At 71.6% G+C, this 17,660-nt stretch carries 13 protein-coding genes; 4 read left to right on the top strand and 9 right to left on the bottom strand.

Annotation, left to right across the window (positions count from 1 at the left end; genetic code table 11):
* The first annotated feature begins 1 nt into the window (after position 1).
* Both AC0VYD_RS06855 and ilvD read left to right on the top strand, forming a co-directional pair.
* Positions 2 to 787, top strand: a complete 786-nt coding sequence (locus tag AC0VYD_RS06855) for a nuclease-related domain-containing protein (RefSeq protein ID WP_475480206.1) — start codon at positions 2 to 4, stop codon at positions 785 to 787.
* A gap of 221 nt (positions 788 to 1,008) precedes the next feature.
* Positions 1,009 to 2,871: a dihydroxy-acid dehydratase gene (gene ilvD, locus AC0VYD_RS06850; protein WP_475479106.1), complete on the top strand. Its 1,863-nt coding sequence runs from the start codon at positions 1,009 to 1,011 to the stop codon at positions 2,869 to 2,871.
* A gap of 11 nt (positions 2,872 to 2,882) precedes the next feature.
* On the opposite strand, the gene AC0VYD_RS06845 is transcribed toward ilvD, so the two are convergent.
* Positions 2,883 to 3,089 carry an FmdB family zinc ribbon protein gene (locus AC0VYD_RS06845; protein ID WP_475479105.1) on the bottom strand — a complete coding sequence of 69 codons (207 nt, stop codon included), beginning with the start codon at positions 3,087 to 3,089 and terminating at the stop codon, positions 2,883 to 2,885.
* 129 nt (positions 3,090 to 3,218) lie between these two features.
* Complete coding sequence (locus AC0VYD_RS06840) at positions 3,219 to 3,719, bottom strand: HNH endonuclease (protein WP_452546840.1); 501 nt, start codon at positions 3,717 to 3,719, stop codon at positions 3,219 to 3,221.
* 381 nt (positions 3,720 to 4,100) lie between these two features.
* Here AC0VYD_RS06840 and AC0VYD_RS06835 point away from each other — a divergent pair, with 381 nt between their 5' ends.
* Complete coding sequence (locus AC0VYD_RS06835) at positions 4,101 to 6,194, top strand: prolyl oligopeptidase family serine peptidase (protein WP_475479104.1); 2,094 nt, start codon at positions 4,101 to 4,103, stop codon at positions 6,192 to 6,194.
* A 198-nt stretch (positions 6,195 to 6,392) separates the two neighbouring features.
* Positions 6,393 to 6,830 carry an acyl-CoA thioesterase gene (locus AC0VYD_RS06830; RefSeq protein ID WP_191272853.1) on the top strand — a complete coding sequence of 146 codons (438 nt, stop codon included), beginning with the start codon at positions 6,393 to 6,395 and terminating at the stop codon, positions 6,828 to 6,830.
* Positions 6,831 to 6,866: 36 nt separating this feature from the next.
* Here the strand turns inward: AC0VYD_RS06830 and AC0VYD_RS06825 are convergent, their stop codons facing one another.
* The 7 genes from AC0VYD_RS06825 to AC0VYD_RS06795 all read right to left on the bottom strand — a co-directional run bounded on the left by AC0VYD_RS06825 (position 6,867) and on the right by AC0VYD_RS06795 (position 17,627).
* Entirely contained in the window at positions 6,867 to 7,367 is a 501-nt protein-coding gene (locus AC0VYD_RS06825) for a globin (protein WP_475479103.1), read from the bottom strand.
* A 170-nt stretch (positions 7,368 to 7,537) separates the two neighbouring features.
* Positions 7,538 to 7,870, bottom strand: coding sequence for an arginase family protein (locus AC0VYD_RS06820; RefSeq protein ID WP_475479102.1), 333 nt, complete (start codon positions 7,868 to 7,870; stop codon positions 7,538 to 7,540).
* A 97-nt stretch (positions 7,871 to 7,967) separates the two neighbouring features.
* Complete coding sequence (ettA, locus tag AC0VYD_RS06815; protein ID WP_473036083.1) at positions 7,968 to 9,632, bottom strand: energy-dependent translational throttle protein EttA; 1,665 nt, start codon at positions 9,630 to 9,632, stop codon at positions 7,968 to 7,970.
* 198 nt (positions 9,633 to 9,830) lie between these two features.
* Positions 9,831 to 10,922, bottom strand: coding sequence for a DUF4192 domain-containing protein (locus AC0VYD_RS06810; RefSeq protein WP_475479101.1), 1,092 nt, complete (start codon positions 10,920 to 10,922; stop codon positions 9,831 to 9,833).
* Between the two features lie 89 nt (positions 10,923 to 11,011).
* Positions 11,012 to 12,367, bottom strand: coding sequence for a sensor domain-containing diguanylate cyclase (locus AC0VYD_RS06805; RefSeq protein WP_475479100.1), 1,356 nt, complete (start codon positions 12,365 to 12,367; stop codon positions 11,012 to 11,014).
* A 623-nt stretch (positions 12,368 to 12,990) separates the two neighbouring features.
* Positions 12,991 to 15,738 (bottom strand): GTPase, encoded by a 2,748-nt coding sequence (locus tag AC0VYD_RS06800; protein ID WP_475479099.1) that lies wholly within the window; start codon positions 15,736 to 15,738, stop codon positions 12,991 to 12,993.
* Positions 15,735 to 17,627 (bottom strand): dynamin family protein, encoded by a 1,893-nt coding sequence (locus tag AC0VYD_RS06795; protein ID WP_475479098.1) that lies wholly within the window; start codon positions 17,625 to 17,627, stop codon positions 15,735 to 15,737. The genes AC0VYD_RS06800 and AC0VYD_RS06795 overlap by 4 nt, the downstream gene beginning before the upstream one ends.
* Between the last annotated feature and the right edge of the window lie 33 nt (positions 17,628 to 17,660).

Below are 17,660 nucleotides of genomic sequence, written 5' to 3'. Positions count from 1 at the left end.
AGTGAACGGTCGCAGCCCATCGTCCGAAGGGTCGAAGCCCGAACGACCCGAATCCCTCTTCTTCCCCAACCAGCGCAAGGAATCCGGGACCTCGAACCCCAGGGCCCTCTACGGGGCCCTGAAGTCCAACGAGGCCGCGCGCAAGTGGATCGTCAGGAGCCTGGTCGCGGCGGCGGCCGCGGGCGCCTTCGGCATGCTCACCGGCGACTGGAGGATCGGCTTCACCTTCGGACTCCTCACCCTGGTCTCCGTCATGGTGTGGAGCGCCCGGCGTGAGTCCGAGATCCCCCGCTGGCGCAAGCCCTCGGCGGCGCAGCGCCGCACCGAGGCCCAGCTCAAGCTCATGAAGCAGCTCGGTTACCGCGTGCTTCACGCACGCGCCGTACCCGGTGGCAACGGCCAGATCGACCACTTCATCGTGGGTCGGCGCGGCGCGTTCGCCATCGACTCGGAGTCCTGGGACAAGCGTCTCCCGCTGCGCAACAAGCTGGAGAAGCTCTACCACGGCCGGTTCAGCAAGAACGAACGGATCGACGAGGCCCTGGAGGAGGCCAAGCGCGCGGAGGAGCTCATCAGCAAGGAGCTCGGCCGCGACATCTCGGTGCGCGCCTCCCTGGCCATCTACGGTCCGGGCATGCCCTGGGACAGCCACCGGCTGCGGGGCGTGGACATCATCACCGGAACCAAGGTCCGCAAGTGGTTGCGCAGCGGGCGCGACCGCCTGAGCGAAACGGAGATCGAGGAGATCTACCAGGCCGCGAAGAAAGCCCTGCCGCCCCGCCACTGACGCCCGGGCCCGGGAGGCCACACCGCCGTGGCCTCCCGGGCCCCAGCCGTGCGCGGGCCCCGCCAGGGCCGGCCGCACCGGGTCCCACCAGCACCGAAACGGGCGCCCCGAACCAGCCCATCTCAACATGCGGAACACCCGTCTTTCGGGGCGAGACCGAAGCTGTTCCCCGAGGGGACTACCATCGAGGGGAAACACCCGTAACGATGGGAGCTAGCCCCATGCCCGCCCTACGCTCACGCACGGTCACCCACGGCAGGAACATGGCAGGCGCGCGCGCCCTCATGCGCGCCACCGGCGTGGAGCGGGAGGACTTCGGCAAGCCCATCGTGGCCGTGGCCAACAGCTTCACCGAGTTCGTGCCCGGACACGTGCACCTGCGCGAGGTCGCCGAGGTCGTCGCGAACGCCATCCGCGAGGCCGGCGGAGTCCCCCGCGAGTTCAACTCCATCGCCGTCGACGACGGCATCGCGATGGGCCACGGGGGCATGCTGTACTCGCTGCCCAGCCGCGAGCTCATCGCCGACTCCCTCGAGTACATGGTCAACGCGCACTGCGCCGACGCCCTGGTGTGCGTGTCCAACTGCGACAAGATCACCCCGGGCATGCTGCTCGCGGCCATGCGCCTCAACATCCCCACCGTGTTCGTCTCCGGCGGCCCCATGGAGGCCGGGAAGGTCACGGTGGTCGACGGCACCGCCACCACGGTCCGCAAGCTCGACCTGATCAACCCGATGATCGCCGCGGCCGACGAGAGCGTCTCCCAGGCCGAACTGGACGAGATGGAGGAGAACGCCTGCCCGACCTGCGGTTCCTGCTCGGGCATGTTCACCGCCAACTCGATGAACTGCCTCACCGAGGCCATGGGCCTGGCCCTGCCCGGCAACGGCACGGTCCTGGCCACGCACACCGCCCGCAGGGCCCTGTACGAGGACGCCGGACGCCGGGTCGTGGAGGCCGCCAAGCGCTACTACGAGGACGACGACTCCTCGGTGCTGCCGCTGTCCATCGCCACCCCGGCCGCCTTCGGCAACGCCATGGCCCTGGACGTGGCCATGGGCGGTTCCACCAACACGATCCTGCACCTGCTGGCCACAGCCACCGAGGCCGGGGTGGACTTCGGGCTCCCCGAGATCGACGAGGTCTCGCGGCGCGTCCCCTGCCTGTGCAAGGTCGCGCCGAACACCGAGAAGTACCACATCGAGGACGTGCACCGGGCCGGCGGCATCCCCGCCATCCTGGGCGAACTGGCCCGCGGCGGCCTGCTCGACACCTCGCTGCCGACCGTGCACGGCAAGACCATCGGAGAGTTCATCGGCGAGTGGGACATCGTCTCGGACACCGTGCTGCCCGAGGCCGTGGAGCTCTTCCACGCCGCCCCCGGCGGCAGGCGCACCACCAAGGCCTACTCGCAGAGCGTCCGCTGGGACACGCTGGACGAGGACCGGGAGAAGGGCTGCATCCGCTCGGTGGAGCACGCCTACACCAGGGACGGCGGCCTGGCCGTCCTGTTCGGCAACCTCGCCCCGGACGGCGCCATCGTCAAGACCGCCGGTGTGGAGGAGGAGCTGTGGACCTTCTCCGGGCCCGCCAAGGTGTTCGAGTCGCAGGAGGACGCCGTCGACGGCATCCTCAACAAGCAGATCGAACCCGGTGACGTGGTCGTCATCCGCTACGAGGGCCCCAAGGGCGGCCCCGGTATGCAGGAGATGCTGTACCCGACGAGCTTCCTCAAGGGCCGCGGACTCGGCAAGGCGTGCGCGCTGATCACCGACGGGCGCTTCTCCGGCGGCACCTCGGGGCTCTCCATCGGCCACGCCTCGCCCGAGGCGGCCGCGGGCGGCGACATCGCCCTGGTCGAGGACGGCGACACCGTCAGCATCGACATCCCGAACCGGGGGCTCGTGCTGGAGGTCCCCGCGGACGAGCTGGACGCCCGCCGGGAGCGCCTGCTCAAGGAACTGGGCCGGTTCCGGCCGCGCGACCGCCAGCGACCGGTGACCGCCGCGCTGCGCGCCTACGCGGCGATGGCCACCTCGGCCTCGACCGGCGCGGCGCGCGACGTCAGCCAGATCGAGAAGTAGGGCCGACAGCCTCAGGAACAGCAGCCGCCCCCGCAGCAGCCTCCGCCACCGGAGGGCGCGGGGGCGGCGGCGCGTCTGCCCACGGCCACGGTGGACAGCAGCCGGACGGTGTCACCGTGGCCCCGGGGGCAGTCCGCGGGGGCGTCGGAGTCCGCCATGGGGCGGGAGAGCTCGAAGGTGTCGCCGCACTCGCGGCAGCGGAAGTCGTATCTGGGCATGGGCCAAGGATAGGTCCCCGCTCCGATCCCGGACAGGGGGGCGCCCCCGAGAGCCGCCGAGAGGGGTCCGGCGCTTTCGAGGGCGCTGTCTGGGCCGGGTGGGACGCCCGGTTCCGACCCTTGCGGCCGCTATGCGGCCAGATGTGCCATGTACGGCTCCCACTGGGGGTCGCCGTGCAGGTCACCGTTGATCAACCGCCAGTGGGGGCCCTTGGGCACCTTGGGGGTGATGTGCAGCTCCCAGCCGATCTCGTCCAGGAACTTGTCCGCCTTCCGGTGGTTGCACGGCTTGCAGGCCGCGACCACGTTCTCCCACACGTGGGCACCGCCGCGGCTGCGCGGGACGACGTGGTCGATCGTCTCGGCCTTCCTCCCGCAGTAACCGCAGGTGTGCCTGTCCCGCCGCATGAGCGCCACCCGGGTGAGGGGCACCCTCCGGCTGTACGGGACGCTGATGTAGCGCCTGAGCCTGATCACCGACGGCACGTCGTAGGAACGTGTCGCCGAGTGCAGTACCGCCCCCGCTCCGTCATCGTGGACGACTTCCGCCTTCTCGCGCAGGACAAGCAGAATCGCCCTGCGCAGGGGCAGCGTCGTGAGCGGTTCAAAACTGGCGTTGAGCAGCAGCACGTGACGGCGGGCGGTACCTGGTGGACCACCCTCCCGGCTGCGTCGGGCGCTCACAGCGTCGCCCCAACGGCCGTGTCCGACCGCCGTGTCTCCTCCCCGGCCAGCCGTTCGGCCAGCCAGGAAACCTCCCTGTGCACCGATCCGATGATCGGTGTCCTCTTACGCCTTGCCACACGGACCTCCCGGTGGTTCCCGCCGAGTTGCGTCCCGCATTCAGTTTGCTTGGTCGGACCACTCGGGCGCCACCCCAATTTGGTCCGGGCCACCCGGAAAACGCGCGTTGTCGCTTTCCGAGACCCATTGTGCGTCCGACAAACCCGGATTCACGTTGTCGCCGCGCCGAACACACACAGTGAGATAACGGTGGATAGGGTGCGAAGCATGCGTGAACTCCGCTATCCCCCGGCCACCCGGCTGGACATCGACGAAACCCTGCACGGCCACACGGTCCGTGACCCCTACCGGTGGCTGGAGGACGCCGACTCCACCGAGACCAAGGAGTGGTCCGCCGCCCAGGACACCCTGTACAACCAACTCTCCAGCGCTTACGAGACCCGCGACTGGTTCGCCGACCAGGTGCGTTCGCTGATGGGCGCCGGGCACGTCGGGGTACCCCTCTGGCGCGGCGAGCGCCGCTTCCTCAGCCGCCGCAACCCCGGCCAGGAGCACGCGGTGCTCCACGTCCGGGACGGCGGGGGCCCCGAACGCGCCCTGATCGACCCCGGGGCGCTCGACCCCTCCGGCCTGACCACCCTGGACGCCTGGCGTCCCTCACCGGACGGCCGGCTGCTCGCCTACCAGCTCTCCGAGGGCGGCGACGAGGAATCACTCCTGCGCGTCATCGACGTGGACTCCGGCGAGCTCGTCGACGACCCCGTCGACCGCACCCGCTACAGCCCCGTGGCGTGGCTGCCCGACGGCTCGGCCTTCTACTACGTGCGCCGCCTGCCCGAGGACGAGGTGCCCGAGGACGAGACCTCCTACCACCGCAGGGTCTACCTGCACCGCCTGGGCACCCCCGCGGACCAAGACGCCCTGGTCTTCGGTGCGGGCAGGGACAAGACCGAGTACTTCGGGGTCTCCGTGAGCAGGGACGGGCGCTGGCTCCTGCTCACCTCCGTCAAGGGGACCTCCTCGGCCACCAACGCCTGGATCGCCGACCTGTCGGCGGGGCCGCTGGAGAGCCCCCGCCTGGTGACCATCCAGGAGGACGTGGACCACGACCTGCGCCCCGAGGTGGGTCTCGACGGCCGCCTGTACCTGTTCACGGACCGCGACGCCCCCCGCGGACGCCTGTGCGTCACCGACCCGGCCGCCCCCGGCTACGAGAACTGGAACACCCTGGTCGCGGAGGACCCCGAAGCGGTTCTGGAGGGCCACGCCCTGCTCGACGGGGAGGGACTCGACTCCCCCGAGCTGCTCGTGGCCTGGAGCCGGCACGCGATCAGCGAGATCAGCAGGCACGACGCGGGTTCCGGCGAGCGCCTGGGCACACTCGCGATGCCCGGCCTGGGCAGTCTCAACGGGCTCAGCACCCGCCCCGAGGGCGGGCACGAGGCGTGGTTCGGTTACACCGACAACACCCACCCCTCGTCCGTGTACCACTACGACGCCCGGACCGGAGAGGTGACGCGGTGGGCCGACCCGCCGGGCGAGATCGACCTGCCCGGGGTAAGCACCGAACAGGTCGCCTTCAGCTCGAAGGACGGCACCACCGTACGCATGCTGGTGGTGTCCCCGGCCGAACCCGCGGACGGTCCGCTCCCGACCGTTCTCTACGGTTACGGCGGTTTCCAGATCTCCCTCACCCCGGGATACTCCGCCGCGATCCTGGCCTGGGTGCGCGCCGGGGGCGTGTACGCCGTCGCCAACCTGCGCGGCGGGCTGGAGGAGGGGGAGGAGTGGCACCGGGGCGGCATGCTCGGCAACAAGCAGAACGTCTTCGACGACTGCGCCGCGGCGGCCGAACACCTGATCTCCAGCGGGACCACCAGCGCGGAACGGCTCGCGGTCATGGGCGGCAGCAACGGCGGACTGCTGGTGGGCGCCATGGTCACCCAGCGACCGGACCTGTTCGCCGCCGCGGTGTGCTCCGCGCCCCTGCTCGACATGGTGCGGTACGAGCGGTTCGGCCTGGGCCAGCTGTGGAACGTGGAGTACGGCAGCGCCGAGGACCCCGAACAGCTGGGCTGGCTGCTGGGCTACTCCCCCTACCACAACGTGCGTTCGGGGACCCGTTACCCGGCCACCCTGTTCACCGTGTTCGACAACGACACCCGGGTCGACCCGATGCACGCCCGCAAGCTGTGCGCCTGGATGCAGCACGCCACCTCGGCGCCGATCGGAGAACACCCGGTGCTCATCCGCAGGGAGGCCGAGGTCGGACACAGCTCCCGCTCGGTGAGCCGGAGCGTCGCCCTGACCTCCGAGCAACTCGCCTTCCTCGCCCACCACCTGGGCCTTTCGGTCCCCTGACCAGGACCTCGGACTCCTGCCGGAGAGAGCAAGGACACAGGAACCGGACATCCCCTGCCGGGGTTCCCGCGAGGTGTCTTTGGGACAATCGAAGGAGACCACAGGCGTGTCCCGTGCGTCACGACGAGCGTGTGAGGCACGGGACACGCCCGACCCGGGGAGGACCATCCGGGAGAACATCGGGAGAGGACCCAGGACGTGACACAGATCGAGGCCGAGAGCCCCACCAGCGCCGAGCCCCAGCGGTACGTACACCTGGCCCAGGTGCGCTACGCCGACCTTGACCCGCAGCAGCACGTCAACAACGTCCGGATGCTCACCTACCTGGAGGACGCCCGCGTCGGCTTCCTGAACTTCGGGGTCGGCGGCCACGACCCCGAGGCGTTCGGCGCCACGGTCGTGGCCCGCCAGGAGGCCGACTACGTCGCCCCGCTGCTGCCCCGCACCGACCCGGTGCGCGTGGAGCTGTGGGTGACCGAGGTGCGCAACGCCAGTTTCAGCATGGCCTACGAGATCCTCGACGACGAGCGGGTCTACCTGCGCGCCAGGACGGTCCTGGTCGGCTTCGACGTGGCGACGCAGAGCGCCCGACGCCTCAACGACGCCGAGCGCGCGCTCCTGAACAAGTACTCCTGACGGCCCGCGGACACCCCGGACGGCGCCTGGGAGGGTTCACCTCTTCAGGGAGATGGTGACGGCCTCGCCGTCGTCATCGTCTCCCGCGTCCCCGCTGTCGCGGCGCACCCTGCCGTCGCCGCCCACCCGCAGTGAGGTCGGGTCGGCCACCTCCGGGGGCGTGGCCTCCTCGGCGACGTTCACCATGCTGTGCGCGGCCATGACCATGTACTCCCAGAGCTGGCGCTCGAGGGCCCCGTGCAGGCCGAGGGAGTCCACGGCGGCGCGCATGTGCTCGAGCCACAGGTCGCGCTCGGTCGCGCCGATCCGGAACGGGACGTGCCGCATCCGCAGACGCGGGTGGCCGCGCTGCTCGTTGTAGGTACGCGGGCCGCCCCAGTACTGGATGAGGAACAGGCGCAGGCGCTCCTCGGCGGGTCCCAGGTCCTCCTCGGGGTACATGGGCCGCAGCACGGGGTCGTCGGCGACACCCTCGTAGAAACGGCGGACCAGACGGGTGAAGGTCTGCTCACCGCCCACGGCCTCGTAGAACGTCATCTGTACGGGCTCTTCGCCCGCACCCTGGTGGTCATCACGCGCGGAAGTCATCGCGTCCAGGGTATGCCACGTTCGCGGGCTCCTCCGTGGGCCGTCCGTCCCGGAACGGTTCCGCACCGTCCGGTGCCCGGGGCGTGTTCGGCGGACCGGTACCGGGGGCGGCGGCGCCCTCAGGCCGAGGCTTCCAGGAGCGCGGTGAGCAGGCGGGCCCGGACCCCTCCGTCACCGTCCGACTCCTCGTCGGGCGCCCAGGTGCACCCGACGCTCAGCGCGGTGACCCGGCCGGTTTCCAGGACCGCGCGGACGGCGGTGAGGACCTCGTCGGTCCGCGGACCGCCCGGTGTGGGGAAGAGCAGACCGGGCACTTCGGAGGCGTCGACGACGTCCAGGTCCACGTGGAGCAGGAGGGGGCCCTCCGGGAGCGCCGTCGGGTCGGTGCCGGCGACCGTGCTCCGCGGCCCCGCGCCCGGCGCGGCGGAGGCCCGCTCCCCGGTTCCGGGCACGACCTGCTCCGCTGGCGCTGCCCGCGCCCCGGGCGAACGAAGGCCCCGCCGTCCGGACGGATCCGGACGGCGGGGCCCGTGTGCCCGAGCGGTGCGGTTAGTCGCGGGTGAGCTTGCGGTGGGTGACCGCGTGCGGGCGTGCGGCCTCCGGGCCCAGGCGCTCGACCTTGTTCTTCTCGTAGGACTCGAAGTTGCCCTCGAACCAGTACCAGGAGGAGCCTCCCTCCCACGCGAGGATGTGCGTGGCGACGCGGTCCAGGAACCAGCGGTCGTGGGAGGTGATCACGGCGCAGCCCGGGAAGTCCAGGATGGCGTTCTCCAGCGAACCGAGGGTCTCGACGTCCAGGTCGTTGGTGGGCTCGTCCAGGAGCAGCAGGTTGCCGCCCTGCTTGAGGGTGAGCGCCAGGTTGACGCGGTTGCGCTCACCACCGGAGAGCACACCGGCGGACTTCTGCTGGTCCGAGCCCTTGAAGCCGAAGGCGGCGACGTAGGCGCGGCTGGGGATCTCGACCTTGCCGACCGTGATGAAGGACTCGCCGTCGGAGATGGTCTCCCAGACGTTCTTGGAGTCGTCGATACGGCCCCGGTACTGGTCCACGTAGGAGATGTCGACGGTGTCGCCGACCCTGATCTTGCCCTCGTCGGGGGTCTCCTCACCGACGATCATCTTGAACAGGGTCGTCTTGCCGACACCGTTCGGACCGATGATGCCGACGATGCCGTTGGGCGGCAGCGAGAAGCTGAGGTCCTCGATGAGCAGCCGGTCCCCGAAGCCCTTGCTGAGGTTGCTGACCTCGACCACGGTGTTGCCCAGACGCGGACCCGGCGGGATCTGGATCTCCTCGAAGTCCAGCTTGCGGGTCTTGTCGGCCTCGGCGGCCATCTCCTCGTAGCGGGCCAGACGGGACTTGCTCTTGGTCTGGCGGGCCTTGGCGTTGGAGCGGACCCACTCCAGCTCGTCCTTGAGGCGCTTGGCCTTCTTGACGTCCTTCTGCCCCTCGACCTTCAGGCGGGCCTGCTTGGTCTCCAGGTAGGTGCTGTAGTTGCCCTCGTAGGGGTAGAACTGGCCGCGGTCCAGCTCCAGGATCCAGGTGGCGACGTGGTCCAGGAAGTACCTGTCGTGTGTGATCGCGATGACGGTGCCCGCGTACTTGGCCAGGTGCTGCTCCAGCCAGTTCACGCTCTCCGCGTCGAGGTGGTTGGTGGGCTCGTCGAGCAGCAGGAGGTCGGGGGCCTCCAGCAGGAGCTTGCAGAGCGCGACGCGGCGCTTCTCACCACCGGACAGCTGGGTGACGGAGGCGTCGCCGGGGGGGCAGCGCAGGGCGTCCATGGCCTGTGCCAGCTGGCTGTCGAGGTCCCAGGCGTTGCGGTGGTCGAGCTGCTCCTGGAGCTTGCCCATCTCTTCGAGAAGGTCGTCGGAGTAGTCCGTCGCCATCTTCTCGGCGATCTCGTTGAAGCGGTTCAGCATCGCCTTGGTATCGGCGACGCCGTCCTCGACGTTCTCCAGGACCGACTTGTTCTCGTCGAGTCGGGGTTCCTGGGCGAGCAGGCCCACGGTGAACCCGGGCATGAGCCGCGCCTCACCGTTGGACGGCTGCTCGATGCCGGCCATGATCTTCAGCAGCGTCGACTTACCCGAGCCGTTGGGGCCCACGACACCGATCTTGGCTCCGGGCAGGAACGACCCCGAAACGTTGTCAAGGACGACCTTGTCGCCGTGCGCCTTGCGCACGTTTTGCATGGTGTAGATGTACTCCGGCATACCTCCAAGCCTAGGGCGTCGGAAACGGTGCCCCCGCCATCACCGGGGCCCGCGTGCGGACCCCGGTGCCCGGGAGTGCCGACGCGTACCGAAGCGCGTCGGCACGCCCCCTGCGCGGGGTCGATACGGTCCGGGCGAGGCGGCCCGGCCCCGGGCCGGAACCGCCGGGGAACCGGCGGTCCGGTATCCCGGGCCGGTTCACCCCTGGTCGGGGGACTCCCCGTCCCCCGGTTCCTCCCCGCCGTCGAGGCGCGTGGCCACGAAGTCCCGCCAGCGTTCGGCGGGCAGCCCCCACCTGAGGGCCCGGGCCATGAGCACCGCCATCGCGTACCCGGGGTCAGCGGCCAGGGCCACGTCCAGGGCCGCCCGGGCCAACCGCTGGTCGTCGTGCTGCCAGGCGGCCACCGCGAGCAGCGCGGCAGGGGCCGGGCGGTGGCGTTCGGGGACGTGGCGGACGACCCGGGACCACAGGCGGACGTGGGTTTCGGCGGTCCGGGGGGTGATGCGGGTCCACACGGCGTCGCGCACCCCGAGTTCGGTGAGGTGGACGCCCAGCCGGGCCAGGGCCGCCGGTTCGGTCACCCTCCGGTGGCCCTCCCGGCGCAGCGCGGCGAGCACCTCGGGCAGCCGCCGGCCCCTCAGGTCCTCCTCCGTGTCCTCGTGGCGGACCCGCTCCTCCTCCGCCTGCGCTGCCTCTGCGGCCTCCGCCCGCGGGGCACCGAGCACCGGCTCCAGCAGGAACCGGGTACGGGCGCTCCCTCCCCCGTCGCCCGGCACCAGGCCGCGCAGGACCGCCTCGGCCGGCACCGGGGAGGCGTCGGGGTCGAAGGGCACGCCCCCGGGCGGACAGCAGCCGGGATCGCGGCAGACGTAGGACCAGTAGCGGTTCCCGGTCACCCTGAGGGCCTCCGGGACCGCCAGCCCCCGGTCCCGGGCCCGGGTCAGGAGCGCGTCCACGTGCGGGGTGACGCGTTCGGGACGGCCGAAACCGGCAACGAGCATGCCGGTGCCGCCTGCGGCCAGCGCCGCGTCGACGGCCGCCGTGCCGCTCCGGGCCGGGGTGAGGACGTGGTCCAGGTGGTCGAGTTCGCCGTACAGGACACCCAGGACGCTCCCCCGCGCGAGCACGAGGGAGACCACCGCGTCGGTCAGGGGGTGGGGCACCAGGTAGGGCAGGGCGGCGAGGAGGTCGGCCGGGTTGCGCAACCGGAGGGGGACGGCTGCGGGGTCGGGGGTGGGGGGCGGGTCTTCGAAGGGATCAGTGGAGGGTTCATGCTGATCACAGGGCATACCCTCACGTTCGGTCACCGGGCGCGGACCCGCAAGCGGCCCCGCGCGAACCTGTGGAAAACCCGCCCCACCTCCGCCTTATCCGCAGGTCAGGAAGGTTCTCCCGGGCTGCCCGCCGAATCGGGGATCTCACCGCCGCGGGGGCCCGGGATCTTCCCGCTCACCTCCGGCCGTCCGGCAGGCAGGCACACGCGGTCGCGACCGGTCTCCTTCGCCCGGTAGAGCGCGAGGTCGGCCGCGGTCAGCAGTTCGACGAGGTCGTTGCCGTGGTCGCCGACGACGGCGACACCGACCGAGATGGTGATCGACACCTGGACGCCGTCCACCGCGATCTCCATCCGCCCGACCTGGGAGCGCAGTCGCTCCGCCGCCTGCCAGGCCTCCGTGGTGTCGGTCCCGGGCAGCATGACCACGAACTCCTCGCCGCCGAACCTGCCGAGCAGGTCGGACTGGCGCAACTGCTGGGCTATGGTCGTCGCGACGCCGAGGAGGACCTGGTCGCCGAACAGGTGGCCGTGGTTGTCGTTGACCCGTTTGAAGTGGTCGATGTCGACGATGAGCACGGCCGCGCGTCCCCGGGCGGCACGGGTCCTGGCGATCTCCGCGGCCGCCTCCTGCTCCCAGGTGGGCGCGTTGAGCAGACCGGTCTTGGGGTCGGTCCGGGCCGCGGCCTGCAACTGCTGGTAGACCAGGCTGCGCTGGAGCAGGAGCACCGGCGGAACCGCGATGACCAGGAGGAACAGGGAGATCTGCGCGAGGATGGCGACGGTGGCCCCGACACATAATTCGACGGAGTCCACGAGGAAAGCCTCTCGGTCCCACATGCTGCGGATACCGCCCGACCCCCCGCTCAGTCCGGCGCCCATGAACACCAGGAACGTGTTCACCAGGGTGAACCCGGCACAGCAGGCCAACGCGATGAACACGCCGTTGACGGTGGTCAGGACCTGGTGTGCGGCCGGGGAGCCGCCGATCCCGGCGAGCAGCCCCACCTCGGTACCGTGCCAGACCACCGAGGCGAGGAACCCCGAGACCCCCACGGAGGCCGCGTTGAACACCCGGCGGTGCGGCAGCGTGCGTCGGCTCCGGCGCTGGAGCAACAGGTACACGGGGACCGGGATGAGGAGCGAGTACACCGGCGGCAGGAGAAGCATCGCGGGGAACCACCAGGCTCCCAGCAGGTCGCGGGTCAGGCCGGCCGGCATGTCGATGCGGCGGATGGCCTCCACACACACCACCGCGGAGACCACGAGGGCGAAGAAGAGCGTGAGGTCCGGGACGGTCAGGGCCGTCTGCGCGGCGGCCACCCCGAACAGGAACAACGCGACGAAGACCAACAGGAGCAGGTAGACGACCAGCCCGAGGGGCTGTTGGAAGATCGGCCAGGTCCGGCGGTCGCCGGGGCGGCGTTCCTCCGCCGCCATCGGCTTCTCCGAGATGCTCACCGCTCCATCCTCCCTCCCTGTGTCACCCTCTGCCTCCGGAGCCCTACACCTGTCTCTGATGTGCCCACCGCCTCCCACGGTTCTCCTTTCGACGAACCGGATTCGCCCCGCGTTCCGCTGCGGTGCCACTCGGTGACCAGGGCGGCCCCACATCCTCCCTGGTGGGCCTCTGGCAAGCACACCCTCCCCACTTTACATTACTTTGGGTAATAACTTAATTGCCGATTGTATGTGCCTTGCAGGCCGAGGCTACCGCAGCCATCACCCTCTGTTCCAGAGGGGGTTGGTTGGCGTCACGATTTAGGGCATCCTGCCAGAGGGCGCCGACGGTTTCGGCCAGAAATCTGGTCCGGTTCGTCCGTCCGTCTGTCGTACCGGCCGCTCGACGCCCGTCAGCACTCAGCACTCGAACCAAGGAGCAACACATGGCCAAGAAGGTCCTTCACTGGCTGTAGTCCCCTCTTCCTGACACGAGCGGGGACGGGCCACCGACAGGCGGCCCGTCCCCGGTCCGGGCCGGCCGGGTCTCGACCCGGCCGGCCTTCGCTGTGTTCGTGTACTCCTGTGGTTCGTACGCTCCCGTGGGCGTCCCGTGAGTGCGGCCCGCTCCGGCGGCGGTTCCGTCAGTCCCGGATCCGCGCCACCTCGTAGGCGGCCCGGAAGGCCCGGTAGCGCGCCAGTTCCTCCTCCATCGGAGCGACCACCCGCAGGACCGCGATCTCCCGAACGCGCTCCTGAGCGGCGCGCTCCACGCTCTCCCGGCGCTGGACGGCGGCGACCTCCACGAGGTTTCCGCAGCCCACCCCGGTCAGCCAGCCCACCAGGAGGCCGGCGCCGACCACGGCACCCGAGTAGGCGATGAAGATCGGGTCGTCGAACATCCGCAGGCCGGTGATACCGCCCCCGAGCCAGCTCAACAGGGACAGCAGCGCCCAGGCGAACCCCGCCCCGGCCACGGCCAGCAGCGAGTACTGCACCGTCCGGGCCAACCGCCACCACGACGGGCTGCGGTCCGGGTCACCGACCGCACCGGCGACCGCCTCACCCAGTTCGGCGGGGAGTTCGGCGGCACCGCTGCGAGCCGCCGCCCGCATCCGGCGGCGCCACGGGCCGGGCATCCCCTCGGACACCTCGTCCGCGGCCTCTCCCAGGGACGTCTCCAGCTCGGCCTCGTGCGCGTCGACCCGGCCGCCGACACCCGGTTCGTCACGGCGCAGGAAGTCCAACTGCACGGTGGCGAGGGGATCCTTGCGGAGTTTGGCGACGTAGCGGGCCACCGGCCAGCCGACGCGTCGCTTGCCCCTGCGTACGTCGTTGGTCTCCACCACGTCGGCGACGGCGGTGACGCCGGCCGCGTTGGCCAGCCCCTCCCGGACCCGGGACCGTGTCTGCACGGACACCGTCTCGGGGACCTCCCTGTCGCCGTAGAACTCCTCGAACGGCACGATGACCTGGTCGAGGTCGGCGACGAGCCGGTCCACCAGGGCGTGCCGCTCGGTGACCGTCTCGCTCAGGAAGTCGCGCACGTCGCGAACGCCCTGGCCGGTCACGGTGGAGGTGGTGATCACCCGCGGGTGCACGCCCGACTCCGACTCCAGGAGGCGGCGCAGGTCGGTGAGGAGCTCCTCGAGCTCGTCCGACGCGACCTTGTCGACCTGGTTGAGGACGGCGACGGTGACCGCGCCGTGCCCGGCCATCTTGGCCAGGTAGCGGTGGTGCACGGCCGCGTCGGCGTACTTCTGCGGGTCGAGCACCCACACGAGCAGGTCCACGGAACCGATGAGACGGTCGGCCTCGGCGGTGTGCATGCTGCGGACCGAGTCGTGGTCGGGGAGGTCGAGCAGGACCAGGCCGGTCAGCTCGGAGTTGCCCGAGTCCAGGACGCTGGTGCGCGAGTGGCGGTACCGGGTGGGCACCCCCAGCCAGCTGAGGAGCGCGTCGGCGCCCTCGTGCCCCCACACACAGGCGTGTGCCTTGGAGGTGGTGGGGCGGGTGACTCCGGTCTGCGAGAGTTCGAGCCCGCACAGGGCGTTGAACAGGGAGGACTTTCCGCTTCCGGTGCCTCCGGCCAGGGCCACGACCGTGTGTTCGCCGGACAGGCGCAGACGCGCCCCGGCGTGGTCGAGCAACTGCCCGGCCCGGCCCAGGACCTCCTCGGGCAGGTCCTCCCGGCCGAGTTCGACGAGGGTGCTCAGGGCGTCCAACCGCTCGATGAGCTCGGCCCGGCTGGTGGTGCTGGTGGGCTGCCAGTGGTCGTGGGTGGTGGGGCGGTACTCCTCCTCGGGTTCCTCCGAGGCGGTGTCCTCCCGTTCGTACGCGGACCGGGCGTCCCGCTCGGGGGCGGCTCCGGGTTCCGTACCGGGCGCGGTTTCCGTCCCGGGCGCGGGGGTCTCGGCGCCGACCGCCCGGAAGGACCCCGAGACCGCGGAGGGTCCGGGGATCCTGCGGGGCAGGGGCGGCGGGTCCTCGTCCGTGCCGCCGTGCGGTCCCCCGGCACCGGTCTCCGCGACCGGGCCCGCCGGGCCGGCTGCCTCGGTGCGCTCGGGCTCCGAGGCCGCCCCGGGAGCGTGTCCCCCGTCCTCCCCCCCGTCCCGCTCGTCCTGTTCCGGGCTGGGCACCCAGGTGGCGGTGGCCGGTGTACGCGTGGCGCCGGGCGCCGGGCGCCGGGTGTGGCGCCGGGGCGCCTCCTCGGCCTCGGGGCCTTCCGGAGCGCTCCGGTCGGGCTGTTCCGCCGCCGGGTCGGCCGCCCGATCCGCGGGGCGCTCGGTCTCCGGGGTGACCACCGGGAAGCTGCCGGTGCTGCGACCGGCGATGCGGGTGTCGTCAGCGGCCTCGGTAAGGCTGCCGACCCACCCCGCGAGGCCGTCGGGGTCGTCCTCCCGCTCGGTGTGCCCCTGGCGGCGCCGCTCCCCCTCGGCGTCCGCCCAGGCGCGGGCGTGGCGTCCGAAACGCCGCTGCCGGGCCTTGGCGGCCTCCGCCGACTCCGGATGGGGTTCCGGCCGGGTGGAGGCGTCCGTGACGGTTTCCGGGGCCTGCTGGGGGGCGTTCTGCGCCGCCCCGGCTCCGGAGGGGTCCGGGTACCCGGCGATCCCGTCGTAGGCCGGGGGCTCGTGGGCGGGCGGTTCCTCCGCGGCCCGTTCACGCTCCTCGGCGTGCTCGGGATGCTCCGGCACCGGCATGGTGTAGCCGCGCCAGGGGCTGCTCTCGTAGGAGGCTGGGCCCCCGGACGGAGCGGGGGAGGCGGCCCCCCGGCCGGGTTCGTCGTTCCAGGGTCCGGACGCGGCGGGTCCGCTCTCGCGCTCCTCGCCCTCGGCCCGGGGCTCCCCGTGGTCGGCGTCCCCCGCGCGGGGGGAGTTCCACTGAGTCGTCATCGTGCAATCTCAAGGTTGTACGTGGCCTGATAGAGCTGGACGGCGCTGTCCTCGGACGGGATGCCCGCCGCGGCCAGGGCGTGGTCGAAGGGCGTGCGCTCGTGGGAGAGCAGCCCGAGGACACGCTGGCGCAGGTTCTCCCGTGCGCTCCCGCCGATGCTGCGCAACGACTGGGCGCCGAACAACCCCTTGAGCAGGCGCTGCGGGGACGGACCGGAGGCGTCGGCCGCGTGGGCGCCGCCTCCGGAGTTGGATCGTTCGTAACCGAGCAGGTCGATGATCATGACCAGGGCGACGATGTCGTGGTCGAAGGTGACGAAGCGGGCCACCGACCGCTTGGTGGCGCCGTTGGCCGCGGTCATCTCCGCGACCTCCCGCTGCCACTCGGTGATCTCCTGGCGGAGCTGCTTGGCGAGCGTGCCCGATCCGGGCTGGTCGAGGGCCCTGTCGGCCAGTGCGGCACCGCCGGGCACCTCCCGCCAGCGCTGTTCGACCTGTTCCGAGGCCCGCTCCTCGGCGGAGACCACCAGGGCCTCCAGAGCGTCGCGGACGGCCCGTTCCAGGGCGCTGACCCGCTGTCCGCGCTCGGCCTGTTCGGCACGGCCCTTGCGGGCGCGCCTGCCGCGCAGGCGCAGGCTCTTGGCGAGCTCACCGCTGGCCGCGACCTCCTGCCAGCGGGCCAGGAGGGAGCCGCGCAGCAGGGTGCCGTCGCCCAGGGCGGTGTCGATACGCGCGGCCGCTCCCGCGTACGCGTCGTCCACGACGGCGCCCAGGGAACGCCCGGTCTCGATCTGCGCCTCGACCTGGCGGACGAGTTCGGGGACACGGGTGCGGAAGCTGTCGATGACACCGATGAAGGTGCGCCGGGAGACCCGGTCGCGCTGTCCGGCCTCCCCGGCCACGTCCGCCAGGTACTCGCGGATGTGGTCGGCGACGTTGGAGGTGAAGCGTTCGCCCTCGATCTGGTCGGTCTCGGGGATCGCGAAGCGGGCGGCGTTGCCCAGGCCGTTGGCCTCCAGCATCGCGCCGAAGTGGTCCAGGAGCTGGCGGCGGCCCTTGCGGGGGACCCGGGACAGCACGACGGCCAGCGAGGTGTCCCGGTCCCGGGCCACCTGGAGGAACTCCCACACGCGCGCGTCCGCGTACCGGCCGCTGGTGGTGACGAACACCCACAGGTCGGCGGCGTCCAGGAACTTGGCGGCGAACTCGTGGTGGGCGGCCACGGCGGAGTCGACGTCGGGGGTGTCCAGGAGCGCCACACCCGGGGGCATGGCCTCGGTGGCGGCGAGCACCAGCATGCCGTCCTTGCCCGGCATGGCCAGGCCCTGCTGGCGCACCCGGGGCAGGGAGGGGATGAAGGAGGCCTCGCTGAACCAGTCCACGTCGGCGGGGTTGCAGGCCAGCACAGGGCTGTTGGTGGTGGGCCGACGCACGCCGGTGGTGGTGACCTGCTCACCGACCAGGCTGTTGACCAGGGTGGACTTGCCCGCGCCGGTGGAACCGGCGACGGCGATGAGCAGGGGGATGTCGGGGCGGCGCACACGGGGCAGGACGTAGTCGGAGAGCTGGGCCAGGACGTCCTCCTGAAGCGCCCTGCCCTCCTCGGCCCCGGCCAGCCCCTCGGCGAAGGCGAGGTCGCGGATCTGCCTGCGCAGGGACTCCAGGACCTGTTCGAAGCGGTCGTCCTCGTTCGTGGGGGCCCGGTGCTTGGCCGGTCCGGCGGACACGGGGACCGTGGGCCCCCGGCGTCCGCCTTCGGTCCCGCCGGGTCGGGGCGCGGCTTGGGCGCCCGCGGCGGCGGGCTGGGCGGAGGTGGCGTCCGGTCCGGTTCCGAACCGGTCCGAGGCACCGGCGCCCGAGGCGTCCGGTGCGGCCGACGGCCGGGTCATGATCGGTATGCCCTCCTCATCGAGTGTCTGGGG

It is taken from the genome of Nocardiopsis sp. iso_40, from assembly GCF_056173285.1.
Note: the sequence above shows the minus strand (reverse complement) of the source record. Positions and strands in the feature narration are given on the sequence as shown.

Excerpts from the sequence above, each read along its gene's own strand:
- AC0VYD_RS06800 (WP_475479099.1), bottom strand. The coding sequence starts at position 15,738 with ATGACGACTCAGTGGAACTCCCCCCGCGCGGGGGACGCCGACCACGGG.
- AC0VYD_RS06810 (WP_475479101.1), bottom strand. The coding sequence starts at position 10,922 with ATGCCCTGTGATCAGCATGAACCCTCCACTGATCCCTTCGAAGACCCG.
- ilvD (WP_475479106.1), top strand. The coding sequence starts at position 1,009 with ATGCCCGCCCTACGCTCACGCACGGTCACCCACGGCAGGAACATGGCA.
- AC0VYD_RS06845 (WP_475479105.1), bottom strand. The coding sequence starts at position 3,089 with ATGCCCAGATACGACTTCCGCTGCCGCGAGTGCGGCGACACCTTCGAG.
- AC0VYD_RS06835 (WP_475479104.1), top strand. The coding sequence starts at position 4,101 with ATGCGTGAACTCCGCTATCCCCCGGCCACCCGGCTGGACATCGACGAA.
- AC0VYD_RS06825 (WP_475479103.1), bottom strand. The coding sequence starts at position 7,367 with ATGACGTTCTACGAGGCCGTGGGCGGTGAGCAGACCTTCACCCGTCTG.
- ettA (WP_473036083.1), bottom strand. The coding sequence starts at position 9,632 with ATGCCGGAGTACATCTACACCATGCAAAACGTGCGCAAGGCGCACGGC.
- AC0VYD_RS06795 (WP_475479098.1), bottom strand. The coding sequence starts at position 17,627 with ATGACCCGGCCGTCGGCCGCACCGGACGCCTCGGGCGCCGGTGCCTCG.